The sequence below is a fragment of the Pseudomonas sp. S2_H10 genome (genome assembly GCF_054668285.1).
This window is the reverse complement of sequence record NZ_CP162754.1, coordinates 5,651,150-5,677,485: the sequence shown is the minus strand read 5'-3', so window position 1 is coordinate 5,677,485 and position 26,336 is coordinate 5,651,150. Positions and strand designations below refer to the sequence as shown.

The 26,336-nt window shown below is 60.3% G+C and carries 31 protein-coding genes; 13 read left to right on the top strand and 18 right to left on the bottom strand.

Features of this window, described 5'->3' with window-relative positions; genetic code table 11:
* Positions 1 to 463 precede the first annotated feature (463 nt).
* Positions 464 to 1,285, top strand: a complete 822-nt coding sequence (locus tag AB4O16_RS25640; protein WP_460156137.1) for a c-type cytochrome — start codon at positions 464 to 466, stop codon at positions 1,283 to 1,285.
* A 119-nt stretch (positions 1,286 to 1,404) separates the two neighbouring features.
* Here AB4O16_RS25640 and AB4O16_RS25635 read toward each other — a convergent pair whose 3' ends face one another.
* The 10 genes from AB4O16_RS25635 to AB4O16_RS25590 all read right to left on the bottom strand — a co-directional run bounded on the left by AB4O16_RS25635 (position 1,405) and on the right by AB4O16_RS25590 (position 10,448).
* Positions 1,405 to 2,214: a transglutaminase family protein gene (locus AB4O16_RS25635; RefSeq protein WP_160390103.1), complete on the bottom strand. Its 810-nt coding sequence runs from the start codon at positions 2,212 to 2,214 to the stop codon at positions 1,405 to 1,407.
* The gene (locus AB4O16_RS25630; protein WP_150715692.1) at positions 2,211 to 3,161 is read right to left on the bottom strand and encodes an alpha-E domain-containing protein; all 951 of its coding nucleotides are present in this window, start codon (positions 3,159 to 3,161) and stop codon (positions 2,211 to 2,213) included. The genes AB4O16_RS25635 and AB4O16_RS25630 overlap by 4 nt, the downstream gene beginning before the upstream one ends.
* A 12-nt stretch (positions 3,162 to 3,173) precedes the next feature.
* Complete coding sequence (locus tag AB4O16_RS25625) at positions 3,174 to 4,583, bottom strand: circularly permuted type 2 ATP-grasp protein (RefSeq protein WP_056853817.1); 1,410 nt, start codon at positions 4,581 to 4,583, stop codon at positions 3,174 to 3,176.
* A gap of 357 nt (positions 4,584 to 4,940) precedes the next feature.
* Complete coding sequence (locus tag AB4O16_RS25620) at positions 4,941 to 5,285, bottom strand: ribonuclease E inhibitor RraB (RefSeq protein WP_007971898.1); 345 nt, start codon at positions 5,283 to 5,285, stop codon at positions 4,941 to 4,943.
* Between the two features lie 211 nt (positions 5,286 to 5,496).
* The gene (locus tag AB4O16_RS25615) at positions 5,497 to 5,730 is read right to left on the bottom strand and encodes a hypothetical protein (protein WP_460156136.1); all 234 of its coding nucleotides are present in this window, start codon (positions 5,728 to 5,730) and stop codon (positions 5,497 to 5,499) included.
* A gap of 216 nt (positions 5,731 to 5,946) precedes the next feature.
* Positions 5,947 to 6,822 carry a polyamine aminopropyltransferase gene (gene speE, locus AB4O16_RS25610; protein ID WP_150715691.1) on the bottom strand — a complete coding sequence of 292 codons (876 nt, stop codon included), beginning with the start codon at positions 6,820 to 6,822 and terminating at the stop codon, positions 5,947 to 5,949.
* A 255-nt stretch (positions 6,823 to 7,077) separates the two neighbouring features.
* Complete coding sequence (locus AB4O16_RS25605) at positions 7,078 to 7,269, bottom strand: PLDc N-terminal domain-containing protein (RefSeq protein ID WP_150715690.1); 192 nt, start codon at positions 7,267 to 7,269, stop codon at positions 7,078 to 7,080.
* 83 nt (positions 7,270 to 7,352) lie between these two features.
* Positions 7,353 to 7,883, bottom strand: coding sequence for a hypothetical protein (locus AB4O16_RS25600; protein WP_460156135.1), 531 nt, complete (start codon positions 7,881 to 7,883; stop codon positions 7,353 to 7,355).
* Positions 7,884 to 7,993: 110 nt separating this feature from the next.
* The gene (locus AB4O16_RS25595) at positions 7,994 to 8,512 is read right to left on the bottom strand and encodes an ankyrin repeat domain-containing protein (RefSeq protein ID WP_460156134.1); all 519 of its coding nucleotides are present in this window, start codon (positions 8,510 to 8,512) and stop codon (positions 7,994 to 7,996) included.
* A 97-nt stretch (positions 8,513 to 8,609) separates the two neighbouring features.
* Positions 8,610 to 10,448: a long-chain-acyl-CoA synthetase gene (locus tag AB4O16_RS25590; RefSeq protein WP_460156133.1), complete on the bottom strand. Its 1,839-nt coding sequence runs from the start codon at positions 10,446 to 10,448 to the stop codon at positions 8,610 to 8,612.
* A 344-nt stretch (positions 10,449 to 10,792) separates the two neighbouring features.
* Here AB4O16_RS25590 and AB4O16_RS25585 point away from each other — a divergent pair, with 344 nt between their 5' ends.
* A complete protein-coding gene (locus tag AB4O16_RS25585) occupies positions 10,793 to 11,071 on the top strand; it encodes a DUF3509 domain-containing protein (RefSeq protein WP_160390190.1) in 279 nt (92 codons plus the stop codon).
* Positions 11,072 to 11,127: 56 nt separating this feature from the next.
* Here AB4O16_RS25585 and mtnC read toward each other — a convergent pair whose 3' ends face one another.
* The 5 genes from mtnC to aroC are packed head-to-tail and all read right to left on the bottom strand — an operon-like array spanning position 11,128 to position 15,271.
* Positions 11,128 to 11,811 (bottom strand): acireductone synthase, encoded by a 684-nt coding sequence (mtnC, locus tag AB4O16_RS25580; RefSeq protein ID WP_460156132.1) that lies wholly within the window; start codon positions 11,809 to 11,811, stop codon positions 11,128 to 11,130.
* A gap of 4 nt (positions 11,812 to 11,815) precedes the next feature.
* Positions 11,816 to 12,361: a 1,2-dihydroxy-3-keto-5-methylthiopentene dioxygenase gene (locus tag AB4O16_RS25575; RefSeq protein WP_160390109.1), complete on the bottom strand. Its 546-nt coding sequence runs from the start codon at positions 12,359 to 12,361 to the stop codon at positions 11,816 to 11,818.
* Positions 12,362 to 12,381: 20 nt separating this feature from the next.
* Positions 12,382 to 13,002, bottom strand: coding sequence for a methylthioribulose 1-phosphate dehydratase (locus AB4O16_RS25570; RefSeq protein WP_460156131.1), 621 nt, complete (start codon positions 13,000 to 13,002; stop codon positions 12,382 to 12,384).
* Positions 12,999 to 14,150 carry an MFS transporter gene (locus AB4O16_RS25565; protein WP_460156130.1) on the bottom strand — a complete coding sequence of 384 codons (1,152 nt, stop codon included), beginning with the start codon at positions 14,148 to 14,150 and terminating at the stop codon, positions 12,999 to 13,001. The genes AB4O16_RS25570 and AB4O16_RS25565 overlap by 4 nt, the downstream gene beginning before the upstream one ends.
* A gap of 29 nt (positions 14,151 to 14,179) precedes the next feature.
* Positions 14,180 to 15,271 carry a chorismate synthase gene (gene aroC / locus AB4O16_RS25560; RefSeq protein WP_160390112.1) on the bottom strand — a complete coding sequence of 364 codons (1,092 nt, stop codon included), beginning with the start codon at positions 15,269 to 15,271 and terminating at the stop codon, positions 14,180 to 14,182.
* Between the two features lie 83 nt (positions 15,272 to 15,354).
* Here aroC and AB4O16_RS25555 point away from each other — a divergent pair, with 83 nt between their 5' ends.
* Together AB4O16_RS25555 and AB4O16_RS25550 are read left to right on the top strand one after the other, a co-directional pair.
* Positions 15,355 to 16,353: an alpha/beta hydrolase gene (locus AB4O16_RS25555; protein WP_460156129.1), complete on the top strand. Its 999-nt coding sequence runs from the start codon at positions 15,355 to 15,357 to the stop codon at positions 16,351 to 16,353.
* A 99-nt stretch (positions 16,354 to 16,452) separates the two neighbouring features.
* Positions 16,453 to 17,244 (top strand): hypothetical protein, encoded by a 792-nt coding sequence (locus tag AB4O16_RS25550; RefSeq protein WP_160390114.1) that lies wholly within the window; start codon positions 16,453 to 16,455, stop codon positions 17,242 to 17,244.
* 128 nt (positions 17,245 to 17,372) lie between these two features.
* On the opposite strand, the gene prmB is transcribed toward AB4O16_RS25550, so the two are convergent.
* Positions 17,373 to 18,281 (bottom strand): 50S ribosomal protein L3 N(5)-glutamine methyltransferase, encoded by a 909-nt coding sequence (gene prmB / locus AB4O16_RS25545; RefSeq protein WP_460156128.1) that lies wholly within the window; start codon positions 18,279 to 18,281, stop codon positions 17,373 to 17,375.
* A gap of 239 nt (positions 18,282 to 18,520) precedes the next feature.
* On the opposite strand from prmB, the gene AB4O16_RS25540 reads away from it, so the two are divergent.
* The 5 genes from AB4O16_RS25540 to AB4O16_RS25520 all read left to right on the top strand — a co-directional run bounded on the left by AB4O16_RS25540 (position 18,521) and on the right by AB4O16_RS25520 (position 21,294).
* Positions 18,521 to 19,111, top strand: a complete 591-nt coding sequence (locus tag AB4O16_RS25540; RefSeq protein ID WP_160390116.1) for a cysteine hydrolase family protein — start codon at positions 18,521 to 18,523, stop codon at positions 19,109 to 19,111.
* A 131-nt stretch (positions 19,112 to 19,242) separates the two neighbouring features.
* The gene (locus AB4O16_RS25535) at positions 19,243 to 19,563 is read left to right on the top strand and encodes a hypothetical protein (RefSeq protein WP_150715677.1); all 321 of its coding nucleotides are present in this window, start codon (positions 19,243 to 19,245) and stop codon (positions 19,561 to 19,563) included.
* Positions 19,564 to 19,641: 78 nt separating this feature from the next.
* A complete protein-coding gene (locus tag AB4O16_RS25530) occupies positions 19,642 to 20,199 on the top strand; it encodes a Smr/MutS family protein (protein WP_150715676.1) in 558 nt (185 codons plus the stop codon).
* Between the two features lie 77 nt (positions 20,200 to 20,276).
* Complete coding sequence (gene folE, locus AB4O16_RS25525; protein ID WP_003204506.1) at positions 20,277 to 20,822, top strand: GTP cyclohydrolase I FolE; 546 nt, start codon at positions 20,277 to 20,279, stop codon at positions 20,820 to 20,822.
* A 100-nt stretch (positions 20,823 to 20,922) separates the two neighbouring features.
* Positions 20,923 to 21,294: a glutathione S-transferase N-terminal domain-containing protein gene (locus AB4O16_RS25520; protein ID WP_160390118.1), complete on the top strand. Its 372-nt coding sequence runs from the start codon at positions 20,923 to 20,925 to the stop codon at positions 21,292 to 21,294.
* A 97-nt stretch (positions 21,295 to 21,391) separates the two neighbouring features.
* Here AB4O16_RS25520 and AB4O16_RS25515 read toward each other — a convergent pair whose 3' ends face one another.
* Positions 21,392 to 22,558: an aminotransferase-like domain-containing protein gene (locus tag AB4O16_RS25515; RefSeq protein ID WP_460156127.1), complete on the bottom strand. Its 1,167-nt coding sequence runs from the start codon at positions 22,556 to 22,558 to the stop codon at positions 21,392 to 21,394.
* A gap of 82 nt (positions 22,559 to 22,640) precedes the next feature.
* On the opposite strand from AB4O16_RS25515, the gene AB4O16_RS25510 reads away from it, so the two are divergent.
* The 3 genes from AB4O16_RS25510 (at position 22,641) to AB4O16_RS25500 (ending at position 25,453) form a co-directional block, all read left to right on the top strand.
* Complete coding sequence (locus AB4O16_RS25510; RefSeq protein WP_160390120.1) at positions 22,641 to 23,075, top strand: MarR family winged helix-turn-helix transcriptional regulator; 435 nt, start codon at positions 22,641 to 22,643, stop codon at positions 23,073 to 23,075.
* A 329-nt stretch (positions 23,076 to 23,404) separates the two neighbouring features.
* Positions 23,405 to 24,754 carry an NCS2 family permease gene (locus tag AB4O16_RS25505; protein ID WP_160390121.1) on the top strand — a complete coding sequence of 450 codons (1,350 nt, stop codon included), beginning with the start codon at positions 23,405 to 23,407 and terminating at the stop codon, positions 24,752 to 24,754.
* Positions 24,755 to 24,826: 72 nt separating this feature from the next.
* Entirely contained in the window at positions 24,827 to 25,453 is a 627-nt protein-coding gene (locus AB4O16_RS25500; protein ID WP_160390122.1) for a LysE family translocator, read from the top strand.
* 211 nt (positions 25,454 to 25,664) lie between these two features.
* Here the strand turns inward: AB4O16_RS25500 and uraH are convergent, their stop codons facing one another.
* Positions 25,665 to 26,018, bottom strand: a complete 354-nt coding sequence (gene uraH, locus AB4O16_RS25495) for a hydroxyisourate hydrolase (protein WP_008017679.1) — start codon at positions 26,016 to 26,018, stop codon at positions 25,665 to 25,667.
* A 106-nt stretch (positions 26,019 to 26,124) separates the two neighbouring features.
* On the opposite strand from uraH, the gene AB4O16_RS25490 reads away from it, so the two are divergent.
* Positions 26,125 to 26,307, top strand: a complete 183-nt coding sequence (locus AB4O16_RS25490; RefSeq protein ID WP_460156126.1) for a hypothetical protein — start codon at positions 26,125 to 26,127, stop codon at positions 26,305 to 26,307.
* The last annotated feature ends 29 nt before the right edge of the window (positions 26,308 to 26,336 follow it).

The window sequence follows — 26,336 nt, the reverse complement described above, 5'->3', positions numbered from 1 at the left end:
GATTCAGCACACCAAGCTGTCTAGCCAAAGGGCGGCAAAGAAGCTGGCAATAGGCCTCATGCCTTTTTTAAAGCAAATCGCAAGGACACCATACGAAATGGATCTAAACCAAGCGCAGCGCGGGCTCTAAGGTGAACTTGTACGAAGTTGTCGTCGGGTTTTGCCGAGGCGCTCGTCACTACAGGAAGTGCAACGCGCTGCCGACATGGAGCTATGCAGGCAGGCATCAGGAAATAACAAAAAAGGCGGTCAAGCCATGTTCAAACAATCGAAAGTACGTCAAGCCGGGCTCATCCTTTTCGCCACCACGCTGTTATTGATATTGCCGAACCTGACCAAGGTCATCGGCTAGTCGCGTCTAAAAGATACGGCGTCACAGTTTTTGAATTGCCACTCTCAAAATGTGACTGGCCCGCTACCCGGGCCAGCGTGGCTGTGCCAACCTTGATGGCACTTCCACGACATGGACGGCGATCACTTGAAAATGCTCATTCTGCTCGGGGCCCTGCTATTCGGCTCGCCCCTCTATGCCGCACAGCTGAACCTGGAGCTGGGCGCGAACAGTCGCACCTGGCAGACCGAGGAATTGCTCAAGCACCCTCAGGTGCAAACCATCAGCATCAGCAACGACGTTTCCTACAAACGGGACATGAGCTACCGCGCCGTGCCCCTGTCCGCACTGCTGACCGGTATCAAGCCTGACGACCACCTGCAAGCCGTGGCCCTGGATGGTTTTGCCGCCGAAATGAGCGCTGCACCGCTGCTCAATACCCGGGGCGCACGGGCATGGCTGGCGATTGAAGACCCGGCCAAACCCTGGCCACCGCTGTCCGCCGACAAGCCGGGGGCCGGGCCGTTCTATCTGGTCTGGACCGATCCGCAGGCCGGCAACATCAGCCCCGAACAATGGCCGTTCCAGGTGGCGAGCATCAAGCGCCTGGCGCCGGTGGCCGAGCGCTTTCCCGCCCTGCTGCCCGATCCGGCCCTGAAGGCGGATGATCCGGTGAACAAGGGGTTTGCCTTGTTCCAGAAGAACTGCCTGGCGTGCCATCGACTCAATGGCGCCGGGGACGCGCAGTTCGGGCCGGACCTGAATATTCCGTACAACCCGACCGAGTATTTCGGTGCGGATTTCCTCAAGCGCTACATTCGCGATCCACAGAGTTTGCGCCAGTGGCCGCAGGCGAAGATGCCCGGGTTTTCAGCCGAGGTGTTGCCGGATGGGGATCTGGGGATGCTGGTGGGGTATTTGCAGCATATGGTTGGGCGCAAGGTTAGGCACTGACACCATTCCCTGTGGGAGCGGGCTTGCCCGCGAAAGCGGTGTGTCAGTCACAAAAATACTGACTGAAAAGACGCCTTCGCGGGCAAGCCCGCTCCCACAGGGTTCAGTGGTGTCCCTGCTTACTGCTGTTGCACCGAAATCACCGGCGCCGGCGTCGGTGAAACCAGCACCTTGGCGTGCATCTGCTCACACCCGCCGCCCCGGCGCATGCCGCGCACCGGGCAGGCATCCAGGTAATCCAGGCCCACCGCCAGTTTCAGGTGACGTTCCGGCCGGGCCAGTTCATTGGTCACGTCGAAGCTGTACCAGGCGTCATCCAGCCAGGCTTCGGCCCAGGCATGGCTGGCCAGGTGTTCGCTGTTCTCGCTGTACAGATAACCCGACACATACCGCGCAGGAATGCCCAGGCTGCGGGTGCAGGCAAGAAATGCATGGGTGTGGTCCTGACACACGCCGGAGCGCCCGGCGAAGGCCTGGGCCGCGCTGGTGTCCACTTCCGTGGAGCCCGGCGTGTAGGTCATGTACTGGTTGAGCCCATGCATCAGATCGATCAATGCCGTGCGGTCGCGGCGTTGCTTGCACGCCTGCTCGGCGAACGCACGCAAGGCCGCGTCGGCTTCGGTCAATCGAGTGAAGCGCAGAAACGGCAGCGCCGACTGGCTCTCGTGCTCGGCCTCGCGCAACTCGTCGATGTCGACCTGGCCGCGGGCACCGATGATGATCGCTTCGTGCGGCTCATCCATGGTCAGCACATGCAGGATGTTGCCGAACGGATCGAGTTGCGCCCGCACCGGGCGCGGCAGGTCGAGCTGCCAGCTGAGCACGTGCTGGCGCTCGCTGTCATGGGGCGTCAGTCGCAGATACTGGATGCTCGCCCGCACCTTGTCTTCGTAGTGATAGGTGGTCTCGTGGCTGATGGAAAGTCTCATGCGGCCTCCAGATAAGAACTGTGAATCGCGTTACCCAACTGGCGCACCAGTGGGATGAACTCGGTCAGCCAGGCGTGCAGGCCTTCGTCGAGGATTTCGCTGATGCCGGTGTAGCGCAGGCGTGCGTCGATTTCTGCCGCCAGTCTTTGGGCGGGACGACCGTTGGCCCCCGGCAATTGCGCGAGGATCTGGTCGATTTCTTCGGTGCAGGCGCGCAGGGAGCGCGGCACGTCGGCGCGCAGCAACAGCAACTCGGCGACATGCCGGGCGCCGGGAGCGTCGCGATAGATTTCCGTGTAGGCCTCGAACGACGACAACGCCCGCAGCAATGCGCTCCATTGGTAATAGGCGTGAGCGGTGCCATCGCTGACCGCTTCGGCCTGGTCGCCAGCCATTTCGTAGCGGGCGTCGAGCAGGCGCAAGGTGTTGTCCGCCCGTTCGATAAAAGTCCCCAGGCGAATGAAACGAAACGCATCGTTACGCATGATGGTGCCGTAGGACGCGCCCCGGAACAGGTGGGAACGTTCCTTGATCCACTCGCAGAAACGGCTCATGCCGTAGCGACTGAGGCCCTGTTCGGCAATGCCGCGAATCTCCAGCCAGGTGGCGTTGATGTTTTCCCACATGTCGGCGGTGATGCGCCCACGCACCGCATGGGCGCTGGCCCGCGCGGCACCGAGGCAGCTGTAGATGCTCGCCGGGTTGGCCGCATCCAGGGCGAAGAAATGCAGTAGCCGTTCGGCATGCAATTCGCCGTGGCGCTCCAGGTAATCGTCGAGGGTGCCGGTGATCAACAGCGGCATGGCCAGCTCGTGCAAACCGTCGCCACGCCCGTCTTGCGGCATCAGCGACAGCGAATAGCTGATGTCGAGCATCCGTGCGAGGTTTTCCGCCCGCTCCAGGTAACGCGACATCCAATACAAATCCGAGGCAGTTCTACTTAACATGGCAGGCTTCCTTTAATCCTCGACCACCCAGGTGTCCTTGGTTCCGCCACCCTGGGAGGAATTGACCACCAGGGAGCCTTCGCGCAGGGCGACACGGGTCAGGCCGCCGGGCACGACCCGGGTTTCACGCCCCGACAGGACAAACGGCCGCAGGTCGATATGGCGTGGCGCGATGCCGTTTTCGACAAAGGTCGGACAGGTCGACAGCGACAGCGTCGGTTGTGCGATGTACGCATGGGGCTTGGCGATGATCCGCGCGCGGAAGGCTTCGATTTCCGCCGCCGTGGCCGCCGGCCCCACCAGCATTCCGTAACCGCCGGAGCCCTGGGTTTCCTTGACCACCAGTTCTGGAAGATTGGCCAGTACATGGGAAAGTTCAGACGGATTGCGGCACTGCCAGGTCGGTACGTTCTTCAGGATCGGCTCTTCATCGAGGTAGAAACGGATCATGTCGGTCACGAACGGATACACCGACTTGTCGTCCGCCACCCCGGTACCGATGGCATTGGCCAGCACCACGTTGCCGGAACGATAGGACGACAGCAGCCCCGGCACGCCGAGCATCGAATCCGGGTTGAAGGCCAGCGGATCGAGGAAAGCGTCGTCGAGACGACGATAAATCACATCGACCGCTTTCGGCCCGTCCGTGGTGCGCATGTAGACCTTGTCGTCACGCACGAACAGGTCCGCGCCTTCCACCAGTTCCACACCCATTTCCCGCGCCAGGAACGCATGTTCGAAGAACGCGCTGTTGAAGCGACCCGGTGTCAGCACCACCACGCTGGGGTTGTCGATGGGGCTTGAGCTTTTCAGGGTGTCGAGCAGCAGGTTCGGGTAGTGATCGATGGGCGCGATGCGTTGCGCCGCGAACAGCTCGGGGAACAGGCGCATCATCATCTTGCGGTCTTCGAGCATGTAGCTGACGCCGCTGGGCGTGCGCAGATTGTCTTCGAGCACGTAGTAGGTGCCGTCGCCATCACGCACCAGGTCGACGCCGGAGATGTGCGAATAGATATCGCGGTGCAAATCCAGGCCCTGCATCGCCAACTGGTACTGCTCGTTGGCCAGCACCTGTTCGGCCGGAATGATGCCGGCCTTGATGATGCGCTGCTCGTGATAGAGGTCGGCGAGGAACATGTTCAACGCCTTGACCCGCTGGATGCAGCCGCGCTCGACGACCCGCCACTCACTGGCAGGAATGCTGCGCGGAATGGTGTCGAAGGGAATCAGGCGCTCTGTGCCCTGCTCGTCACCATAAAGCGTGAAGGTGATACCGGCGCGATGAAACAACAGATCGGCCTCGCGTCGCCGTTGCGCCAGAAGCTCGTCAGGCGTCTCGGCCAGCCAACGGGCAAACTCCCGATAATGCGGGCGGACCTGGCCGCCGGCATCGTACATCTCATCAAAATAGGTGCGGATCATGCCGTACTCCTTGTCACTCGGACGTCCAGACCTTCGCAAGGCCCGTGCCAGCGGCATAAACGCTTTGATATCAATCGGTTGGATAATGAATGCGCAAGCACCGCACCAATCCTGTGCGGTAAATGCCCCAACCTGATCGCCCCCGCTTCATTGCAAGGCGTGGTTATCGCCTGTCACCAGCATAGCCCGTAGGAGCCGGCTTGCTGGCGAAGGGCCGTTAAGTCATGTGTTGTTCTTCGAGGACGCCATCGCTGGCAAGCCAGCGCCTACAAGGTCGTGTTGAATTAATTGGCGGCGAAAATGAAAACGGCCGACCCGAGGGTCAGCCGTCAACGCTGTTTGTCACTGTTCATAAGGTTATGCGAGTCGCCCTCGTACCTCCTGTTTCACACCCCAGCCTTCGATGATGCCGCCCAATGGCTCGACTACCGCTTCGAAACCCTGTTCGAAGTCGCCGATGTCGTCGTAGGTGGCATACATGACCTTGCACAACTCCAGCGCCCAGGCGCCGTCGTCACGCACACTGACTTGCGCATCCAGGGATTCACCACGATGGAAATGTCCTGCCGCCCTGCGTGCCCGCTCCTCGTCCGGGAAAATGGCGTAGAACTCGATGGGATGAAACCGGGAAAAGTCAAAACCGCCTTCTTTCATGCGGCGCAGCACGCTGCTGCTGATGTCTTCTTGATAGGCTGTGCTCATGAAACGTCCTCCTCAAAACGATGGATAGACTTTCCGTACTCCCTCACCCGCAACCGAACAGCGCGAGCGACGGCAACCGATGTGCCGGCGGGAAACAAGCATGGAGCTGACAAGACCAGACCTTAGCGATCCATTCGCTGATCTCGCTTGCAGAGTAGCCCCAAGATAGAGCCTCTGCCAAGGCCTGGCCGTGAATGTGACAGGAGGTGTATCAGATCGGGGTAATACTGAGGATTTGTATGCTGTTCTGGGATTTCAGGCTTTTGACCGTCGGATTGTCGGTGCGGCCATCCAGATCATTGAGGTCGAGTTCGGCGGCAACCGGCAGGCGACGCGCGAGGATGAGTTTGGCGGCCTGCTCGTTGTTCGGGCATTCCGCGCTCTCGAAGACTTCGTCAACTTGTTCGCCGTGATCATCTACGAAGGTGACTCTCCACTTTTGCATTGGTGCCTCCTCGATAAAACCCATGGACGGGCTTACACCTATCTCGACCTTGTTAGCTGGCTAATTGTTCCGGTGGATCTGCCCCCATCGCAGATCTCTGTAGGAGCGAGCCTGCTCGCGAAAAACTTGAGAACGCCGCGTTAAATCAGACAACCCGCGTCATCGTTCACGTCCCTCGCGAGCAGGCTCGCTCCTACAGGTCTGCGTTTCAATCCATCAGTCGTTGCTTGGTTTGTTCACTGCCTGCAAGACGTACTGCGGCAAGGCGAACGCGCCGATGTGGATTTCTGGATTGTAGTAGCGGGTGATGATGCCGCTGCCCGTGAAGCGCTGTTGCAGGGTTTCGCGGGACAACTTGCGATAAGCGGTATTGGTCGCGCCCCAGGCGAAGGTCATCGAGCCACCGATGTAGGTCGGCACGGCGGCCTGGTAGAAGTGCCAGTCCGGGAACAGGCTGCGCAGGCGACCGGCGGTCGTCTTCACTTCTTCGATCTGCATGAACGGCGTGCCGTTCTGGGTCACCAGGATGCCGCCTTCGTTCAGGCAGCGGTGGCAGGCCTGGTAGAAGTTTTCCGAGAACAGCACTTCGCCCGGCCCGATCGGGTCGGTGGAGTCGGAAATGATCACGTCGAATTTTTCAGTGGTGGTGGCGACGAAACGCATGCCGTCGTCGATCACCAGGTTCAGGCGTGGATCATCGAACGCACCCTTGGAATGGTTCGGCAAGAATTCCTTGCACATGTCGACCACGGTGCCGTCGATCTCGACCATGGTGATGTGCTCGACACCGCGGTGCTTGGCCACTTCACGCAGCATGCCGCCGTCGCCGCCGCCGATGATCAGTACGCGCCTGGCGCTGCCATGGGCGAGGATCGGCACGTGGGTGAGCATTTCGTGATAGATGAATTCGTCGGCTTCGGTGGTCTGGATCACGCCGTCCAGCGCCATGACACGGCCCATGCGCGGGTTTTCGAAGATCACCAGGTGCTGGTGCTCGGTGCGCACTTCGTGCAGCAGTTTTTCCATGCGAAAACGCTGGCCATAGCCTTCGTAGAGGGTTTCCAGGTAGTCGTTGGCAGGGGTGTTGCTCATGGGAAGTGCTCCGATGAATGCGGGTGGCAACGGACGGTTACCCGCCCATGATGGCCATTCGATTGTCTCGATTGACCGGGAAAGGCGCGCATTCTACGTCGCGGAACATGACAGGTCGAACCTTCGTCATCGAAGTACCCGCAGAACATTGTGGGAGCGAGCCTGCTCGCGAAGCAGGCGATGCGGTGCTTCAGTGGCTGCGCGTCATCGTTCTTCGCGAGCAGGCTCGCTCCCACAGGGTTCAGTGTCGCCTGTTCAGATTTTGACGTTGCCCCGCGGCCCGGCGATGGCCCAGATGATCAGCCCCAGCACCGGCAACAGCGCGATCAGCAGTACCCAGACGACTTTCATCCCGGTCCCGGCGCTACTTTTGAATACGTTGATGATGGCCCAGATGTCCAGGGCGAAGATGATCAAGGCAACCAGACTATTGAACGTGGAACCCATGGTGACGCTCCTGATGAGTGATTTGCCCTCTCAGGATAGACGGTCGTCGCGAGGGCTCCCTCTTTATTGACAGTGTCTGGCAGTCAGACGTGGATCGCCACTTTCAGGGCTTCCAGGGATGGCTCGGCCTTGATGCCGGCTTGCGCGCACAATTCCAGCACGCGGGGCAGGTCATTGCCGTAGACCAGCACCACCTGCAGCTCGTCATCGAGCAACTGGCTGAAGTTCATCAGCGTGTAGCCACCATTTTCCTTGTTCAGGCTGCTCATCTGCACCTGGATGCGGTTGAGCGCCGTCAGCGCTTCGGTCTTGGCCAGTTGCTTGGGCTTGAGATTGAAGTCCACGCCCGGGCCGAACGAGGCAACGATCTGGGCGAACAGGTCCATGTAGGTGTCCGCCTGGAACAGCACCGTTTCCGGCAGGCTGCCGACCACCACCCACTCGCCCAGCGGGATCGGGAAAGTGTCGTCGTAGTTGATGTCCGGATTGGCGGCCAGAAAAGCCTGTGGATCGGCGTAGGCCTGGGCCGCTTCGTCCGCAACCTTGAGGATTTCGTCTTCGCCCATGCACCCGGAGCTGATTTTGCTGATGAGTTCGACGAGTGCGGCTTTCATGGGACGGGTCCTGTAGCGAGGGGAATTTTGAAGGCGCGAAGAATAACGCATTACGGGGTGAAATGCGGACCTGTGACAAGGGACTTGCCCCCTCGCCACAGGATTCAACGTCAGCCCAGCAATTTTTCCAACTGCGCAACGGTATCGGCAGCGCCCATGGTCTTGGCCGCTTCCAGCGCGGTGATGCCATTGGCGTCCTTGGCTTTCGGGTCGGCGCCCTTGCTGATCAGGTAGTCGACCACTTCGACGCGGTTGAACATCGCCGCCATCATCAACGCCGTGCGGCCATCGAAGGACGAGCCTTCAACCTGCGCGCCGCCCTCGACCAGGGCCTTGATCACCGCCAGGTCGCCCTTGAAGGCGGCGCCGGCAATCGGGCTCTGGCCGTTGTCGTTGCGGATCTCCGGGTCAGCTTTGTGTTCGAGCAGGACTTTAACCGTGTCCACATGACCGTGGTACGCGGCCAGCATCAGCAAGGTGTCGCCCTTGTGGTTACGCAGGTTCGGCGGCAAACCCTTGGTCAGCAGCGCGGCCATCATCGCCGCATCGCCCTCCCGTGCCTTGTTGAATACCTGTTCGGCAAATTCGGCGGCTTCTTCGGGGGTCATCTGGCGGCTTTTGTCTGACATTGGGCACTCCCTTTTCTGTCATTCGTAAAAGCCGACAGTTTCACGAGCGACCCCGGCACTGTCACTTGTTTTTTCTCATGGGCCGTCATAGCCGGATTCAATAGCGGTACTTGCCGCCGTGAATATCAGACAGCAACTGTTGCGTAACCTGCACGTAAGTCTGGGTGCCCGGCAGCCAGGCAAAGATCGGGTCGTCACCGGTTCGGCCCGGGTCGAAGGCTTCATCCTTGAGCCGGGTCTTCTGATACTTGAAGGTGCCGGTGGTTTCCATTTTCACCTTCACCCGCAGGAACAACGGTACCGCATAGGCCGGCATTTGCTGGCGGGCAAAGGCCAGCAGCTCGCTGAAGTCCAGGGTGGCCAGGGATTCGGACGGGGTGATCGCCGCCATTCCGGCGCGGCCATTGGTGTTGCGGATTTCCACGCCATAGGCCACGGCTTCGGAAATAAGCGGGTGCTGCAGGAGGATGTTCTCGACCTCGGTGGTCGAGACGTTTTCGCCCTTCCAGCGGTAGGTGTCGCCCAGGCGGTCGACAAACTGCGCATGACCAAAACCGATGTTGCGCAACAGGTCGCCGGTGTTGAAGTAGCGGTCACCTTTGGCGAACACATCGTGCAGCACGACCCTGGCGGTTTTCTGCGGATCGGTGTAGCCGTCCAGCGGCGCCTTGTCGTCGATCTTTGCCAGTAACAGCCCCTGTTCGCCCTTGGCGACCTTGCGCATCAGGCCATTGGTCTGACGAATCGGCGCGCCGCTGTCGTGGTCGTACGCCACCAGCTCCCAGGACATCAGGGAAAAACCGATGGTGTTGTCGAAATTCAGGATGTTGGTGAAACCGATATTGCCGTCGCTGGCGGCGTACAGCTCACAGATGTGATTGACCGCGAAGCGGGTCTTGAACTCGTTCCAGGCGCCGGGACGCAGGCCGTTGCCGATCATCTTCGTCACAGCGTGTCGGCTGTCGTCGACGCTCGGCGCTTGATCTACCAGATAGCGGCACAGTTCTCCGACATAACCGATGGTGGTTGCCCGGTACTTGCGCACGTCGTGCCAGAAGCGACTGGCGCTGAACTTGCGGCGGATGGCGAACCCGCTGGCCCCGCTGACGGCCGAACCCCAGCACACGCAAAGGCCCGTGGCGTGGTACAGCGGCAAGGTGCAATAGACGACGTCGTCGGGGTGCATGTCCAGGGCGATCATGCCGAAACTCGCCGAGCTGCGCATCCAGCGGCCGTGCTTGAACACGCCGGCCTTGGGCAGCCCGGTGGTGCCCGAGGTGTAGATGTAAAAGCAGGGATCGTCGAAGAAAATCCGCTGGCTGCTCGCCGGGTTGTCGTTGCTGTCGTCGAGGCTGACGGTCATCAGGTTGATGAAACCTTCAGGTGCGATGCCCGGTTGGCGCGAGGTGTCCTGATCGGCGACGAACCAGGTCCGGTCAGCCTTGATCGACACCCGATCACGCACCGCCAGGTACGCCGGCACCAACTCCTCACCGACAATGATCGCCACCGGCGTCACCAGATTCACGCTGTGCACCAGGGTGTCGCGGGTCTGTGAGGTATTGAGCAGCGCACTGATCGCGCCGACCTTGGCCACCGCCAAAATCGTCACCAGCAGTTCCGGGCGGTTCTCGATGAAAACCGCCACCACATCACCCTTGCCGATGCCTTGACCGATCAGGTGATGGGCAATGCGGTTGGCCCATTGGTTGACCTCGCTGTAGCTGAGCGTTACGTCGTCCTGCAACAGCGCCGGGCCATCCGGGTTACGCAGCGTGGCTTGCTCGAAACTCCAGCCCAAACCACACGCTTGGGTCGGGTCCTTGACGTTGGCGACCTTCATGCCCTTCACCACCCGGGGGATGGCTTTGGCGATGGCAGGCAGCTTGCGGAGCATCATGCCCCAGGTAATCGTGTCGTTCGACGTGCGGCTCATGATGCTCCCGTTCGCTCTTTTTATTGTCGGGCGGCGATGACTGAGCCCGAAAATACGTCAAGGGTTCTTGAGCTGTACACGCGGTTTTTGAAATGTTTTGTATCTGCGATCTTGATCTGCGATCTAGACGATCCCGTGCACGTACTTTGGTTCCATCGAGTCGCCGACGTACCTGCAAAATGCAGGATGCACGATGGCCATTCATGCAGATTGCACGAAAGCAAAAATCGCTAAAAATCGTAACTTGTTGATTTTATTTAAAATTACTCGAATAAAAACACTGGCACAAAGGCTGCAACGGTCTCCCCATGCTTGCTATTCAAGTCATCACGGAGCCGAACGACATGAGCCTGATCCAGGAAAAATTTGCGTCCCTGTTCTCCAACTACAAGGTCATCACCCAGGCCCGCCCTGACGGCGGAATCCTGCTGACCCTGAGCGGCAGCGAAGGCCGAGTGTTCAAGCGTTCCATTTCCTACCAGCAATTGCACAACGGCGACCAACTGACGTGGGTCATCAGTGCGATTCGCCGCGACCTCGCCGAACAAGCCAGTGAACTGCCGCAGATTTCCTTGCTGCAAAGCCAGCAACGGTTTGCGTTGCCGACCTATCACTCGCTGTAAACAGTTGTGGGAAAAACACTGTGGGAGCGAGCCGGCTCCCACAGGTGATGTGGCGTTTAGAAATTAGCGGGATGTATCCGCGCGAAGCTGTCCACGGTGACATGCCCTGCCAGTTCCCCGCCTTCGCGAGCCAGGCCGCACGTGGCCATCCCCGCTGCACGCGCCGCATCCAGTTCCTCGACAATGTCCGACAAAAACAGAATCTGCCCCGCCTCGACGTTGATCGCCTGGGTGATGTTGGCGTAGGACTGCGCCTCGCGCTTGGGTCCCGACGTCGTGTCGAAGTAACCGCTGAACAGCGGCGTCAAATCCCCCGCCTCCGAGCAACCGAAGATCAGCTTCTGCGCCTGAATCGAGCCCGAGGAATAAACGAACAGTTGATAGCCCTCCTGGTGCCAGCCCTTGAGCGCTTCAACGGCGTCCGGGTACACATGTCCCTTCAACTGCCCGGCCTGATAGCCCTGCTCCCAAACCATTCCCTGCAACGCTTTCAACGGCGTGGCCTTGCGGTCTTCGGCGATCCAGCCGAGCAGGATCTCGATGACCCGTTCGACGTCGGCCTGCGGTTCGTTGCTGTCACGGCGCACGACAGCCAGTTGTTCGGCCACGTCCGCACGCCCGGCGTGCTGGCGGACAAACGCCGGCAGATGTTTGGCGGCATAGGGGAACAGCACGTCGAACACAAAACTCACCGCGCTGGTGGTGCCTTCGATGTCGGTGAGAATCGCTTTGATCGGCATCGACTCAGTCCTCCAGACGCGGGAATTGGTCGGCGATGTCTTCGCCGGTGAAATTGGCCACCCAGCCATCCGGGTTATTGAACAGGCGGATCGCAATGAAATGCGGGTGCTCGCCCATGTCGAACCAGTGTCTGGTACCGGCCGGCACCGAGATCAGGTCGTTTTTCTCGCACAGTACGGCGTAGACGTAATCGTCGATGTGCAAGGTAAACAAGCCACGCCCGGCGACGAAAAATCGCACTTCGTCTTCGCCATGGCGGTGTTCGTTGAGGAACTTGGCGCGCAGCTCGGCTTTTTGCGGGTGATCGCTGTTGAGGCTGATCACGTCGACGGTGATGTAGCCACGCTCGGTCATCAGTTGGTCGATTTGCGCTTGATAGGCGCCAATCACTTCCTCCTGGCTGGCACCGGGCTGGAGCTTCGCGGCGGCTTGCCAGCGGTCGAAACGCACGCCTTGCTCGGCCAGGGTCGACTGGATGTCTTCGAGATGGGTCAGCACCTTGTTGGGAATTTCAGGGCTGGAGACGTGATAGACGGACAGGCTGCTCATCAGGGCAACTCCTTAACGGTTCATGCTTTAGAGAGCGAGCGCATCTTCAGCTCACACTCGAACAAAAATTCAAAGGCCTCGATCTGCCGCAGGGCATCGCTCATGCGCGCGCCCCAGGTGTACAGGCCGTGGCCGCGGATCAGGTAGCCGACGCAATCGGGATGGGCGTCCAGCCAAGGCTGCACCTTGGCGGCCAGGCGCGCAATGTCCTGGTCGTTGTCGAAAATCGGCACGCGCACCCGGGATTCGTGGGTGGTCACGCCACTGAAGGCTTTTTGCAGTTCGTAGTCTTCGAACTCGATGAAGTCTTGCGGGGTCAGGCGCGACAGCACCGTGGCATTCACCGAATGGGTGTGCAGCACCGCGCCGATCTCGGGTCGCCAGCTGTAAAGCTGAGTGTGCAACAGGGTTTCGGCGGACGGTTTCTTGCCCGGTTCCAGACTGTTGCCCGACAGGTCGGTTGCCAGCACATCGTCGATGCCGAGTTGGCCCTTGTGCTTGCCGGACACGGTCAGCAAGGCCTGGGTCGGCGACAGGCGGGTCGAGTAGTTGCTGCTGGTGGCCGGCGACCAGCCGCGGCCGTACAGAAAACGCCCGGCGTCGATGATTTCCTGGGCGAGTTGTTCACGGGTAAGGCTCATGGCCTGTCCTCTTGCATACGTGTGGCAATGATAACGGCAGCCGCGACGGCTGCGAGACTGGCAATACTAAAGGTCCATGCCGCGCCGAGGGTGTTCCAGCTGTAGCCGGAATACAAAGCGCCCAACGCACCGCCGGTGCCGGCCAGTGCGGCATACAGCGCCTGACCCTGGCCTTGCTGGCGCGCACCGAAGCTACGTTGCACGAACGAAATGGCAGCGGCGTGAAAGCTGCCGAACGTCGCCGCGTGCAGGATCTGGGCGAACAGCAAAATCCATAGGAATTCGGCCAACGACCCGAGCAGCAACCAGCGTAGCGCCGCCAGCAGAAAGCTGGCCATCAGCACCCGGCGCAGGGAAAAACGCGCGAGGATCCTGCTCATGGCCAAAAACATCAACACTTCGGCGACCACACCGACCGCCCAGAGCATGCCGATCACACCACGGCTGTAACCCAGGTGCTCAAGGTGCAGGGTCAGAAACGTGTAATACGGCCCGTGGCTCATCTGCATCAGCGCCACGCAGGCATAAAACGCCAACACACCAGGGTTGCGCAATTGCTGGAGGAACCCCTCCCCGGTCAACCGTTCACCCTGGATCGGTTGCGCGTTGGGCACCCACAGGCTGCTGACCACGATGCCAGCCAGGATCAGCACCAGCGCCATCGGGTAGATGTCCAGGCTCAACCATTCGAACAACCGGCCCAGCGCGACCACGGTGATGATGAAACCAATCGAGCCCCACAGGCGAATCTGGCTGTAGCGCGAGGTCTGTCCCTGCAGATGCGCCAGGGTAATGACTTCGAACTGCGGCAACACCGCGTGCCAGAAGAACGCGTGCAAGGCCATGACCATCGCCAGCCAAGCGTAGGTCTTGCTGACGAAAATCAGCGAAAAGGTCAGCAGCGTGCACACCGCGCCCAAGCGCACGATGGCCAGCCGTCGACCAGTGTAGTCGCCCAGCCAGCCCCAGATGTTCGGCGCCACGCAGCGCATCAGCATCGGAATCGCCACCAGTTCGCCGATGCGCGCGGCACTGAATCCCAGGTGGTGGAAATACAGCGCCAGAAACGGCGCCGTCGAACCGAGCAAGGCGAAATAGAACAGATAGAAACTGGAGAGCCGCCAGTACGGGAGCGCCGCAGTCGCCATCAGACGGCTGCGGCCATGAGGTCAGCCATTTACAGTTGACCCAGCACCGGCGTGCTCACACGCACATCGGCGTTCTGCCCACGGTGACGCAGCAGGTGATCCATCAGCACGATGGCCATCATCGCCTCGGCAATCGGCGTGGCGCGGATGCCGACGCACGGATCGTGACGGCCCTTGGTGATCACTTCCGCCGGGTTGCCATGGATGTCGATGGAACGGCCCGGCGTGGTGATGCTCGACGTCGGCTTCAGTGCCAGGTGCGCAACGATGGGCTGCCCGGAGGAGATGCCGCCGAGAATGCCGCCCGCGTTGTTGCTGAGAAAACCTTGCGGAGTCATTTCATCGCGGTGCTCGGTGCCGCGCTGGGCGACGCTGGCGAAACCGGCGCCGATTTCCACGCCCTTGACCGCGTTGATGCTCATCAGCGCATGGGCCAGTTCAGCGTCGAGGCGGTCGAAAATCGGCTCGCCCAGGCCCGGCATCACACCTTCGGCGACCACGGTGATTTTTGCGCCGACCGAATCCTGGTCGCGGCGCAACTGGTCCATGTAGGCTTCCAGCTCCGGCACTTTGTCCGGATCGGGGCTGAAGAAAGCGTTCTGCTCCACCGAATCCCAGGTCTTGAACGGGATTTCGATCGGCCCGAGCTGGCTCATGTAGCCGCGAATGACAATGCCCTGGCTGGCCAGGTATTTTTTCGCGATCGCACCGGCCGCGACGCGCATCGCGGTTTCGCGGGCCGAGCTGCGTCCACCGCCACGGTAGTCACGCTCACCGTACTTGTGGTGGTAGGTGTAGTCGGCGTGGGCCGGGCGGAACAGGTCCTTGATCGCCGAGTAGTCCTTGGACTTCTGGTCGGTGTTGCGGATCAGCAAGCCGATCGAGCAGCCAGTGGTGCGACCTTCGAACACGCCGGAGAGGATTTCGACTTCGTCGGCTTCCTGGCGCTGGGTGGTGTGGCGGCTGGTGCCGGGCTTGCGACGGTCGAGGTCACGCTGCAGATCCTCCAGGGATATCTCCAGGCCAGGCGGGCAGCCATCGACAATGGCGACCAACGCCGGACCATGGCTTTCGCCCGCGGTGGTGACAGTGAACAGCTTGCCGTAGGTATTGCCGGACATGCAGGACGCTCCGTGAAATGAACCTGAATACGTAATGCGCGCCAGTATACGCAGGCTACCCAAGTAGTTCATCCTCGAACCTTATGGGTGCCCGTGAGTCCAACCGGCATCTTCTTGATGATGGCGCGATGATGCTGCGAGTTTTAGCCTTGAGCCTTACCCTGATTTCCGGCTTCGCCCAGGCGACCGTCCTGCAACGTCCGATCTCGCTGGATACGGGTACCGGCGAGCTTTTTGGCTCGCTGTTACTGCCAAAATCCGACAACCCGGTCCCGGTTGTGCTGATCCTTTCCGGCTCCGGCCCTACGGATCGCGACGGCAACAACACCGACGGCGGGCGCAATGACAGCCTCAAGCGCCTGGCCTGGGTGCTGGCCAAACACAACATCGCCAGCGTGCGCTACGACAAGCGTGGCGTGGCCGCGAGCCTGGCGGCGACCCCGGACGAGCGCAACCTGACAGTGGAGGCCTATGTCTCCGATGCCCAGGCCTGGGGCCAGAAACTCAAGACCGATCCACGCTTCGGCAAGCTGATTGTGCTGGGTCACAGCGAGGGCGCCTTGATCGCCAGCCTCGCAGCGCCGGGCATCGGTGCCGACGCGGTGATTTCGGTCTCCGGAAGCGCGAGGCCGGTCGATCAGGTCATCCGCCAGCAACTGGGCAATCGCCTGCCCCCGCCGTTACTGCTGCGCAGCAATGAGTTGCTCGACAGCCTCAAGGCTGGAAAAACCGACGCCAACGTGCCGCCAGCCTTGCAGGTGATTTTCCGCCCGAGCGTGCAGCCGTACCTGATTTCCCTGTTCCGCCAGGACCCGGCCGCAGCGTTTGCCAGGTTGAAGATGCCGGCGCTGATCATCCAGGGCAGCAACGACATCCAGGTCGGCGTCAATGACGCCAGGCTGCTCAAGGCCGCCAAGCCGGACGCCGAACTGGCGCTGATCGAAGGCATGAACCACGTCATGCGCATCGTGCCCTACGACGTCAAGCGCCAACTGGCCTCCTATAAAGACCCCCAATTGCCCCTGGCAGCGGAACTGGGTACGCGAATCCTCGGATTTATTGACGGACTTCGCACCAGTTAAGCGATGTTTGCTCTCCAGTCTTGAAAAAAACGGCCGATAAGACTTTGTCGCCAACACATTGGTTGGCGACAAGTCGAGCTTGGACAGGATCTCGCCGTTATGACTGACACCCAGACTTCACCCGACACCAGCGCTGAAACAGACGCACCGCCAGCGGTCGAGCTGCCTTGGGCGGACGTCGACGTCGAGCACCACAAGATGCTCCGTCTGGCGCCGCTGAAGACTGACCGCAATACCGGCGGGCGCCCGTTGCGTTTTGTCGAGTTCGGTTATGCCGAGCGCAACGACAAGGCGCGCAGCCTGTTGCGCATGAGCATCACCCTGCCCGCCCAGCGAGTACGCAAGGAACAGAATCATCTGGACGTGTGGGTCGATCACGACGAAAAGCGTGTGCATTTCGGCCCGGACAGCGGCTTGCAGATTGAACCGCTGAACCGTGGCATTGGCCGCTACCTGGCCGCCCAGGGCATCAACTGGGCGAAAAAGCGCTGGCCGACCTACACCGTCGACGGCTTTGACCTGAACAACAAGGATGCCCTGAACGAAGACACCCGCCTGCGCCGCGACCATTTTTTGCGTGTGCACGGTTTCGACGTGGTGTATGCCGATGCCCAGCATCTGAAAGGCAGCGTCAAGGCGGTCAAGGTCGGCGACCTTTCCGGCGACTGGAACAGCGAAAAACTGCAGGTCGTGGAAATTCTCGAGGCGGCGCAGATGCTCCAGCAGGCCGAGCAGAACCTGGCCGAGCAGGAAGTCAAACTGAAGAAACACGAAGAGAAAGTCAGCAAGTACAAGCGTGAAGACGCTGGGCTGCGCTTCACGATTACCTGTCTGGTGGCGTTTGCGGTGTTTCAGGCGGGGTTGCTGATCTGGATTGCCACACACCGATAGTTGGCGGTGCGGCCATTCCTTGTAGGAGCGAGCCTGCTCGCGATGGACTTAAGGGCGACGCGTTTTTCCAGAAAACACGCGTCATCGTTAACGACCATCGCGAGCAGGCTCGCTCCTACAGGAGGGGGTTAAACGCGAGAAGCGAACAGTGCCTGATGCTCCCGGCATTGCTGCGCGCTCAGCATGAACACGCCATGCCCGCCACGCTCGAACTCCAGCCAGGCGAAGTCGACTTCCGGGTACAACGCCTCGACGTGCACCTGGCTGTTGCCCACTTCGACAATCAGCAGCCCCTTCTCGGTCAGATGATCCGCCGCTTCGGCGAGCATGCGCCGCACCAGGTTCAAACCGTCATCACCACAGGCCAGGCCCAGTTCCGGTTCGTGCTGGTACTCGTCCGGCATGTCGGCAAAATCTTCGGCATCGACGTAAGGCGGGTTCGACACGATCAGGTCGAAACGCTGGCCAGGCAAACCCTCGAAACCATCGCCCTGCACGGTGTAGACACGCTCGTCGACGCCGTGGCGTTCGATGTTCTGGTTGGCCACTTCCAGCGCTTCGAACGACAGGTCGGCCAGCACCACCTCGGCATTCTGGAACTCGTAGGCGCAGGCGATGCCGATGCAGCCGGAGCCCGTGCACAGGTCGAGAATCCGTGCCGGCTCGTTGGCCAGCCACGGGGTAAAGCGGTTTTCGATCAGCTCGCCAATGGGTGAGCGCGGGACCAGCACACGCTCATCGACGATGAACGACATGCCGCAGAACCAGGCCTCGCCCAGCAGATACGCGGTTGGCACCCGATCTTCGATGCGGCGCTTGAGCAAAAGCTGCAGGTGAACCACTTCGTCTTCTTCCAGATTGCAGTCGAGGTAGCTGTCGGCGATTTCCCACGGCAGGTGCAGCGCACCCAACACCAGTTGCCGGGCTTCGTCCCAGGCATTGTCGGTGCCATGGCCGAAAAACAGATCCTCCCCATGGAAGCGGCTGACGGCCCAACGGATATGGTCACGCAGGGTGCGAAGGCGGGAAGTGATCACGACGGCAAACTCCAGAAAAATCGACTGGCGATTCTACCAGTCAAAAGGCGCCACGACGACGCGGGAAAACTACCGGTTCAAATGTAGGAATTATCCGTTTTTGTGCCTGGCTATTGAACAAAACGTGACTATTGACAAGGCTACAGGCCAGCAACGACGGCACCTACGATCGTAGCGATTCACAGAACCGCTCAGCCAGAGGACAATGTCGCAAAAGCCCCACTCCAAGGAGCCCCAGAATGTCCGTTCCAAAAACGATGTTTCAACTCAGCGGTCGCGGTTATCCGGCAGCCAAACTGAGTCATGCGACCCTCATCATCATCGATGCCCAGAAAGAGTATTTGAGCGGGCCGCTGGCCCTCAGCGGCATGGATGAGGCCGTCGCGAACATCAAGCAGTTACTCACCGCGGCGCGTGCCGCCGGCCGGCCGATCGTGCATGTCCGCCACCTCGGAACGCTCGGTGGAATGTTCAACCCGCAAGGCGTCGGTGGTGAATTCATTCCGGGCCTGGAGCCACAGAGCGACGAAACCATCATCGGCAAACTGCTGCCGAGCGCGTTCCACGGGACCGAACTGGCCAAGCGCCTGGAGGACCTGGGCGCCCTTGACCTGATCGTCTGCGGCTTCATGAGTCACTCGAGCGTCAGCACCACCGTGCGCGCAGCGAAGAACCTGGGTTTCCGCTGCACCCTTATCGAAGACGCCTGCGCCACCCGCGACCTGCCCTACAAGGGCGGCGTCCTGAGCGCCGCGCACGTTCACCAGACCGAAATGGCGATCATGGGCGACAATTTCGCCACCTTGGCGCAGACCTGTGAACTGATCTGATCGACGCTCAATGAGCGGCCTGAAACGCCGCTCATCCGCAAAAGCCTCTCATTAGCCGTAATTGTCTTAGCCTCAGGAACATCCCGGTCAACTCCCGGTCGAAGGGCCGATACCCATTGAGGAAGGTCGGAATGAAGTTATCCGATGGTTTTGACGCTCGCCGCTTGCGGCCCAAAGGCCAACGCAACTGGCGTTTTCGATTCGGCTTGGCATTCGCTGCGTTGCTGGCAACCTGCGGGGTGCTGCTGGCCATGGCCGGTGCCGCCAGCCTGTTTGGCCACGTACCGGCCCTGGGCGAGTTGAACACCAGCCGTACGGGTGCGGCGGTGATCCTGGTCATCGGCCTGTTCGTGCTGTACCTCGGCGTGTGGCTGTGGCGCCGTTGCCGTCGCCGCTCGCGCCAGTCGCGGGAACTGGCCATGTCCCCGCACCTGATGAAAAAACACGACTGAGCCAAGCGCCGCGCGCGTTTTTGTCGCGCCCGATTCGCCTCGAGTTGGGTAAACTGGCCGCCCTTCGCGGAGGCTGACATGCAAGACGACGATTTTTCCCTGTTCAAAAGCGCGATCCAAGGCGTCAAGCCGATCAAGCACGATCGCGCCGAAACCGGCAAACCCAAGGCTGACCGAGCGCAGATTGCCAAGCTGCGCCAGGCGGCCACCGTGCGCACCGATGCCACCACCGTCGACGGGCTGTCCGATCAGTTCGTCATCGACGTCGGCCCGGAAGACGAGCTGATGTGGGCGCGTGACGGCGTGCAGGAAAGCCAGATGCGCAAGCTCAAGATCGGCCAGATTCCGTTCGAAGGCAGCCTCGACCTGCATGGCATGAACGTGGAAAAGGCCCGGGAAACCCTGTGGGCGTTCCTCGCCGAAGCAACCAGATTCGAAATCCGCTGCGTGCGCGTCACCCATGGCAAGGCCGTACGCCTGGACGGCAAGCGGCCTATGATCAAAAGCCACGTCAACACTTGGCTGCGCCAGCATCCACAAGTGCTCGGCTTCACCTCCTGCCAGGCGAAACATGGCGGTGCCGGCGCGGTTTATGTGATGCTCAAACGCACCATGATGGAAGGTCGCGACGAGTAAAGCTGACGCGTCATGCTTGCAGCGTCGTGTCCGTCACCGTACCCTTGCCCTTTGCGTAAAATCCCACAGGTAGTTTCATGTCCCTGGAACAGAATTACACGGCGATCCTCGGCCAGCTCGGCGAGGACGTTTCCCGCGAAGGCCTGCTCGACACGCCAAAACGTGCCGCCAAAGCCATGCAGTACCTCTGCCGCGGCTATGAACAGACACTGGAAGAGGTCACCAACGGTGCCCTGTTCAGCTCCGACAACAGCGAAATGGTGCTGGTCAAGGACATCGAGTTGTACTCGCTGTGCGAACACCACCTGCTGCCGTTCATCGGCAAGGCTCACGTCGCCTACATCCCGAGCGGCAAGGTCCTGGGCCTGTCGAAGGTGGCGCGCATCGTCGACATGTACGCCCGCCGCCTGCAGATCCAGGAAAACCTCAGCCGCCAGATCGCCGACGCGGTCCAGCAAGTCACCGGCGCCCTGGGCGTTGCCGTGGTGATCGAGGCCAAGCACATGTGCATGATGATGCGCGGTGTGGAAAAGCAGAATTCGTCGATGATCACCTCGGTGATGCTCGGTGAGTTCCGCGAGAACGCCGCCACCCGCAGCGAATTCCTCAGCCTCATCAAGTAATTCGCGGCATAAAAAAACCGGCGTTCATCGCCGGTTTTTTTTCGTCCGCAAAAAATCAGGTAAGCTGCGCGCCTTTCATTCGCACCGTGAGGCTTTCAACGTGTTCGTAAAAGCGCTTCGTGTCGGCCTTGGCCAACTGATCATCTTCATCGACTTCATCACTCGCCCAGGCAAGAAAAATCGCCCCGCCGCTGCTCAGGCTCAAGTCGAATCCGCTGCCAAGGGCCTGACCCTGTATCAATTCCACGCCTGCCCGTTCTGCGTGAAAACCCGCCGCACCCTGCGTCGCCTGAATGTACCGGTGGCCCTTCGCGATGCGAAGAACAACGAACAGGATCGCCAGACCCTGCTGGAGCAAGGCGGCAAGATCAAGGTGCCGTGCCTGCGCATTGAAGAGAATGGCCAGACCACCTGGATGTATGAATCCAAGGTGATCATTGATTATCTGGACAAGCGTTTCGCTGCGGCCTGAGGTTTTTGCGGTGGCGTTGCGGACGCCATCGCCAGCAAGCCGGCTCCTACAAAGTGGCGACCGTCGCCCTTCCCTGTAGGAGCCGGCTTGCTGGCGATCAGGCCGCCACCGTAATCTGCCCCTGACGCACCACCGCCGCCAATCGCTTCAAACCTTCATCCAATCGCGCCGGATCAATGTGGCTGAAGTTCAGCCGCAGATACCCGTGATGCTTGTCCGGCTCAGGGAAGAACGGCTCTCCCGGCATGAACGCCACATCGTTGGCCAACGCCGCATTGAGCAAGGTGCGGGTGTCCAGCGGCTGCTTGAGTTTCAACCAGAAAAACAGCCCGCCCTGCGGCACGTTCCAGTCCGCCAGATCCGAGAAGTGAGTTTCCAGCGCAGCCTGAAACGCATCCCGACGTCCCCGATAGAAATCGCGCAACTCACTGCGATGCTGCTGATACTTCTCACTGCCGATCCATTGCAGTGCCTGCCACTGGCCGACCCGATTGGTGTGCAAGTCCGCTGACTGCTTGAGTTTCAACAGATGGGGAAACAGATCCGGACTGGCGATCAGGTAGCCGACACGCAAACCGGGCAACAGGGTTTTCGACACGGTGCCGGTGTAGATCCAGCTGGCCTTTTTCAGACGGCTGACAATCGGCGTGGCACTGCCGCCGTCGAAGGTCAGTTCGCGGTAAGGCTCGTCTTCGATCAGGGTCACACCGAACTCATCGAGCAGCGCCGCCACCGCATCGCGCTTGGCTTCGCTGTAACGCACCGCCGATGGGTTCTGGAACGTCGGGATCAGGTAGATGAACGCCGGACGATGTTTTTCCAGACGCGCACGCAGCTGCGCCAGATCCGGGCCATCGGCTTCCAGCGGCACGGTGATGCAGTCTGCGCCAAACAACTGGAAAATTTGCAGCGCCGCCAGGTAAGTCGGGGCTTCGAGCAAAATCTCGGTGCCTTTGTCGATGTACAACTTGGCCGCCAGATCGAGGGTTTGCTGGGAGCCGCTGACCACCAACACCTGGCTCGCCTCACAGGCCACTCCCAACGCCCGCGCTTCTGCCGCCAGTACTTCACGCAACGCCGGCTCGCCTTCGCTCATGCCGTATTGGCCGATGGACACCGGCATGTCGGCCCAATCGACCTTGGGCAACATGGCTTCCGCCGGCAGCCCCCCAGCGAACGACATCACTTGCGGACGCTGGGCGGCGGCAAGGATTTCACGAATCAAGGAACTTTTAAGGCGCGAGACACGTTCGGAAAAAGCCATGGAGGTCACCGGTAGCGAGACATGAGGAAAATGAGTCAAACTTGTTGACTGAAATTACGCCTCCCCGAACGGATACGTCAATATGCTTGACCTTAAAAACCCGCTTTCCCAACAGCAGGCGATGGAAGCGTTTTTCTTCGGCTACCAGGCTTTCACCGCCAAGGCCGATGAAATGCTCGAACGTCGCGGCCTGAGCCGGGTACATCAGCGCATCGTGTTTTTCATCGCCCGCTATCCGAACCTGAGCGTCAAGGAGTTGCTGGCGTTGCTCGGGGTGAGCAAGCAGGCGCTGAACATGCCGTTGCGCCAATTGCTGGAGATGCATCTGGTCGAGAGCGTTGCGTCCGAGACCGACAAGCGCAAGCGGTTGCTGGAGTTGACCGCCGAAGGCGTTCGCTTTGAGCAAGCATTACGCCGCGAGCAGGTGAAACTGCTGGAGCGGGTGTTTTCCGAGGCTGGGGAGACGGCGGTGAATGGCTGGTTGGCGGTGAATCTGGCATTGGGGAAAAGTCAGTAAAAATCTACCAGTCCTCAAGTCAGTCATCGCGGGCAAGCCACGCTCCCACCGGATCTTCGTCATTCACACGGTCGGTGAGCGACACAAAACCTGTGGGAGCGTGGCTTGCCCGCGATGGCGTCCGAACAGACGATATATCCCCTTCGCCAAAAAAATCGTCAACAAAACCAAAAACATTATTTGCTTTCTTTGTATACAAAAGCATAATCCACTTCGTGCGAGTTCCTGACCAGACGGTCAACAAATTCGCAAGTACCTCAAAGGGCCGCTGCCACCCCTCTCGGATCCGGCCCTGGAAATAAAAATAAAACTCTTGAGGAGTACTCGCTGTGGAAAGCCGCAAATCCGAAGCATCGACGCTGGATCTCTCGCCGCCACTACGCAATGGCTTGCTGGAACGTCTATTCAAACTCAGTTTGCACGGCACCACGGTGAAGACCGAGCTGATTGCCGGTCTGACTACCTTCATCACGATGGCCTACATCATCTTCGTCAACCCCAACATCATGGCTGACGCCGGGATCGATCATGGCGCGGCATTCGTCGCCACCTGTATCGCTGCGGCCCTGGGTTGCCTGTTGATGGGCCTGTACGCCAACTGGCCGGTCGGCCTGGCACCGGGCATGGGGCTGAACGCGTTCTTCACCTACACCGTGGTCGGCACCATGGGCTACAACTGGGAAACCGCCCTCGGTGCAGTGTTCGTCTCCGGTGTGTTGTTCATGATCCTGACCTTCTCGCGGATTCGCGAATGGCTGCTCAACAGCATCCCGGTCAGCCTGCGCTTCGCCATGGGCGCCGGCGTGGGTCTGTTCCTGGGGCTGATCGGCCTGAAAACCGCGGGTATCGTCGTCGATAGCCCGGCCACGCTGATCAAGCTCGGCTCCCTGCGCGAACCCGGCCCGCTGCTCGCCGCCGTGTGCTTCCTGATGATCGCCATCCTCAGCTACCACAAGGTGTTCGGCGCGATCCTCATCAGCATCATCACCGTGACCCTCGCCGGTTGGGGCCTCGGGCTGGTGCACTACGAGGGCATCATGTCCGCCCCGCCAAGCCTGGCGCCGACCTGGATGGCCATGAACGTCGCCGGCGTGTTCAACATCAGCATGGTCAGCGTGGTCCTGGCATTCCTCTTCGTACACATGTTCGACACCGCCGGTACCTTGATGGGTGTTGCCCAGCGCGCCAACCTGGTCGGCGCTGACGGTCGCATCGAAAACCTCTCCCGCGCCATGAAAGCCGACAGTGCTTCCAGCGTATTCGGTGCGGTAGTCGGCGTTCCACCGGTCACCAGCTATGTGGAAAGTGCTGCCGGTGTTGCAGCGGGTGGTCGGACTGGTCTTACCGCAGTGACCGTAGGTGTGCTATTTATTGCAGCCATGTTCTTCGCACCGCTGGCTGGGATGATTCCTGCCTATGCAACCGCGGGTGCACTGATTTATGTAGCGATGCTGATGATGGGCGGCATGGCCCACATCGAATGGGACGAAGCCACCGACAGCATTCCGGCGATCGTTACCGCAATCATGATGCCGTTGACCTTCTCGGTCGCCGACGGCATCGCGCTGGGCTTCATCACCTACGTGGCGATGAAGGCAGGCACTGGCAAGTACAAGGAAATTTCCGTGAGTCTGTGGGTGCTCTGCGCGATCTTCATCGCCAAGTTCATCTTCCTGTAAACCTTACGCGGGACCCGCTTGAAAACAGCCTCACCCCGTCGGGTGGGGCTTTTGTGCAAATGGAGGAAAGTGATGAGTCTGGAAACCTGGCTGCTGTTCAGCGGCGCTGCGCTGATAGTGATCCTGATCCCGGGACCGCTGTCGTTGCTGATGATCAGCAACAGTCTGAATTACGGCTTGGTCCGTTCCTACCCGGCGTTTCTGGGCGGCGTGATTGCCTCGATCTGCCTGCTGAGCGCCTCGGCGCTGGGCCTGGGTGCGTTGCTGCTGGCGTCGGAGCAGTTGTTCAGCGCCCTGAAAATCGTCGGTGCCTTGTACCTGTTCTACCTCGCCTGGCAGAGCTGGCAGCAATCGCGCCTGCCCTCCCACGGCGCTGAAGTGCCACAGGCTGCGCCGGTGCCGCGTTTTCGCGCATTGTTCGGGCGTGCATTCATGCTCGGCGCGAGCAATCCGAAGGACATTCTGTTCTTCGCCGCTTTCCTGCCGCAGTTCCTGAACGCCGAACAGGCGTTCCTGCCGCAGTTGCTGGTGATGATTGCGACCTGGACCGTGCTCGACCTGCTGTGCAAGTTGGCCTACGGGCTGGGCGCCCATGGTGCGGCGCGGTATCTGCGCAGCGGCAAGGGACAGAGCTGGTTCAACCGGATCAGCGCGGGGTTGTTCAGTGGGGCGGGTGCAGCGTCCCTGCTGAGCCGCTAAAAGCATCGCCGGCAAGCCAGCTCCCACAGGTTAAAGGGTGTTCACATGTTTTGTGTACGACCCGGACACTGTGGGAGCTGGCTTGCCAGCGATGGCGCCAGCCCGGTCGCCACTTTTCTCCAGGCGAAAAAAAGCCCGCAGTGTGAGCGGGCGAAAGACCAAAGAAGCTATATGCGCAGTCGCTTCCAGGGTGCAGCAGCTGCCTGGGGGATCAGCTGCCGCGGTACGTGGAGTAGCTGTAAGGCGAAATCAGCAATGGCACGTGGTAGTGATCCTGCTCGGCAGAGATGCCGAAACGCAGCACCACGACATCCAGGAAGGCCGGCTCCGGCAGCTTGACGCCACGTGCACGGTAGTAATCGCCGGCATGAAACTGAACCTGATAGACCCCGGTGCGGTAGTCATCGCCTTGCAGCAGCGGTGCATCGACACGGCCATCGCTGTTGGTGACTGCAGTGGCGACCAATTCCAGCTGCGAACCTTCAACGCGGTACAACTCGACCTTGATCGAGCTGCCCGGGCAACCGTGTGCTGCGTCCAAAACGTGTGTAGTCAAACGTCCCATTGATTCTGCGCGCCTGCCTGCGTGGAGCAGTCAGACTTCGCGCCTCCCGAAGTCAGTTGAAAAGGAGACCGCACCGATTCGGAGCACGAAAAGCTGCGGCGAGCGATTGATTAAGACACTTTTTAAAAAAATTGTACACAATAAAAACGACATTTTTCGCATCACCCCCGCCACCGGTACATTTACCGTCGATTTACCGCAGAACCGCACGCCCCATGAACCCTTCAGCGAATTACTGACCATTCAGGCAGATTTCTTGCAGGCTCACGCCAATAGCAGTAAAAGATGACAGTCGGTGAAAAATGCGAAAATTCAGGC

What these genes read in the sequence shown, in the direction of transcription:
- AB4O16_RS25585 (WP_160390190.1), top strand. Translation starts at nt 10,793, where the DNA reads ATGAGCCTGATCCAGGAAAAATTTGCGTCCCTGTTCTCCAACTACAAG.
- AB4O16_RS25600 (WP_460156135.1), bottom strand. Translation starts at nt 7,883, where the DNA reads ATGAAAGCCGCACTCGTCGAACTCATCAGCAAAATCAGCTCCGGGTGC.
- speE (WP_150715691.1), bottom strand. Translation starts at nt 6,822, where the DNA reads ATGAGCAACACCCCTGCCAACGACTACCTGGAAACCCTCTACGAAGGC.
- AB4O16_RS25550 (WP_160390114.1), top strand. Translation starts at nt 16,453, where the DNA reads ATGACTGACACCCAGACTTCACCCGACACCAGCGCTGAAACAGACGCA.
- AB4O16_RS25615 (WP_460156136.1), bottom strand. Translation starts at nt 5,730, where the DNA reads ATGCAAAAGTGGAGAGTCACCTTCGTAGATGATCACGGCGAACAAGTT.
- AB4O16_RS25590 (WP_460156133.1), bottom strand. Translation starts at nt 10,448, where the DNA reads ATGAGCCGCACGTCGAACGACACGATTACCTGGGGCATGATGCTCCGC.
- AB4O16_RS25555 (WP_460156129.1), top strand. Translation starts at nt 15,355, where the DNA reads ATGGGTGCCCGTGAGTCCAACCGGCATCTTCTTGATGATGGCGCGATG.
- AB4O16_RS25575 (WP_160390109.1), bottom strand. Translation starts at nt 12,361, where the DNA reads ATGAGCAGCCTGTCCGTCTATCACGTCTCCAGCCCTGAAATTCCCAAC.
- AB4O16_RS25640 (WP_460156137.1), top strand. Translation starts at nt 464, where the DNA reads ATGGACGGCGATCACTTGAAAATGCTCATTCTGCTCGGGGCCCTGCTA.
- AB4O16_RS25565 (WP_460156130.1), bottom strand. Translation starts at nt 14,150, where the DNA reads ATGGCGACTGCGGCGCTCCCGTACTGGCGGCTCTCCAGTTTCTATCTG.
- AB4O16_RS25595 (WP_460156134.1), bottom strand. Translation starts at nt 8,512, where the DNA reads ATGTCAGACAAAAGCCGCCAGATGACCCCCGAAGAAGCCGCCGAATTT.
- mtnC (WP_460156132.1), bottom strand. Translation starts at nt 11,811, where the DNA reads ATGCCGATCAAAGCGATTCTCACCGACATCGAAGGCACCACCAGCGCG.
- AB4O16_RS25510 (WP_160390120.1), top strand. Translation starts at nt 22,641, where the DNA reads ATGCTTGACCTTAAAAACCCGCTTTCCCAACAGCAGGCGATGGAAGCG.
- AB4O16_RS25570 (WP_460156131.1), bottom strand. Translation starts at nt 13,002, where the DNA reads ATGAGCCTTACCCGTGAACAACTCGCCCAGGAAATCATCGACGCCGGG.
- folE (WP_003204506.1), top strand. Translation starts at nt 20,277, where the DNA reads ATGTCCCTGGAACAGAATTACACGGCGATCCTCGGCCAGCTCGGCGAG.
- AB4O16_RS25535 (WP_150715677.1), top strand. Translation starts at nt 19,243, where the DNA reads ATGAAGTTATCCGATGGTTTTGACGCTCGCCGCTTGCGGCCCAAAGGC.
- AB4O16_RS25515 (WP_460156127.1), bottom strand. Translation starts at nt 22,558, where the DNA reads ATGGCTTTTTCCGAACGTGTCTCGCGCCTTAAAAGTTCCTTGATTCGT.
- aroC (WP_160390112.1), bottom strand. Translation starts at nt 15,271, where the DNA reads ATGTCCGGCAATACCTACGGCAAGCTGTTCACTGTCACCACCGCGGGC.
- AB4O16_RS25530 (WP_150715676.1), top strand. Translation starts at nt 19,642, where the DNA reads ATGCAAGACGACGATTTTTCCCTGTTCAAAAGCGCGATCCAAGGCGTC.
- AB4O16_RS25630 (WP_150715692.1), bottom strand. Translation starts at nt 3,161, where the DNA reads ATGTTAAGTAGAACTGCCTCGGATTTGTATTGGATGTCGCGTTACCTG.
- AB4O16_RS25540 (WP_160390116.1), top strand. Translation starts at nt 18,521, where the DNA reads ATGTCCGTTCCAAAAACGATGTTTCAACTCAGCGGTCGCGGTTATCCG.
- AB4O16_RS25625 (WP_056853817.1), bottom strand. Translation starts at nt 4,583, where the DNA reads ATGATCCGCACCTATTTTGATGAGATGTACGATGCCGGCGGCCAGGTC.
- AB4O16_RS25635 (WP_160390103.1), bottom strand. Translation starts at nt 2,214, where the DNA reads ATGAGACTTTCCATCAGCCACGAGACCACCTATCACTACGAAGACAAG.
- AB4O16_RS25500 (WP_160390122.1), top strand. Translation starts at nt 24,827, where the DNA reads ATGAGTCTGGAAACCTGGCTGCTGTTCAGCGGCGCTGCGCTGATAGTG.
- uraH (WP_008017679.1), bottom strand. Translation starts at nt 26,018, where the DNA reads ATGGGACGTTTGACTACACACGTTTTGGACGCAGCACACGGTTGCCCG.
- AB4O16_RS25620 (WP_007971898.1), bottom strand. Translation starts at nt 5,285, where the DNA reads ATGAGCACAGCCTATCAAGAAGACATCAGCAGCAGCGTGCTGCGCCGC.
- AB4O16_RS25605 (WP_150715690.1), bottom strand. Translation starts at nt 7,269, where the DNA reads ATGGGTTCCACGTTCAATAGTCTGGTTGCCTTGATCATCTTCGCCCTG.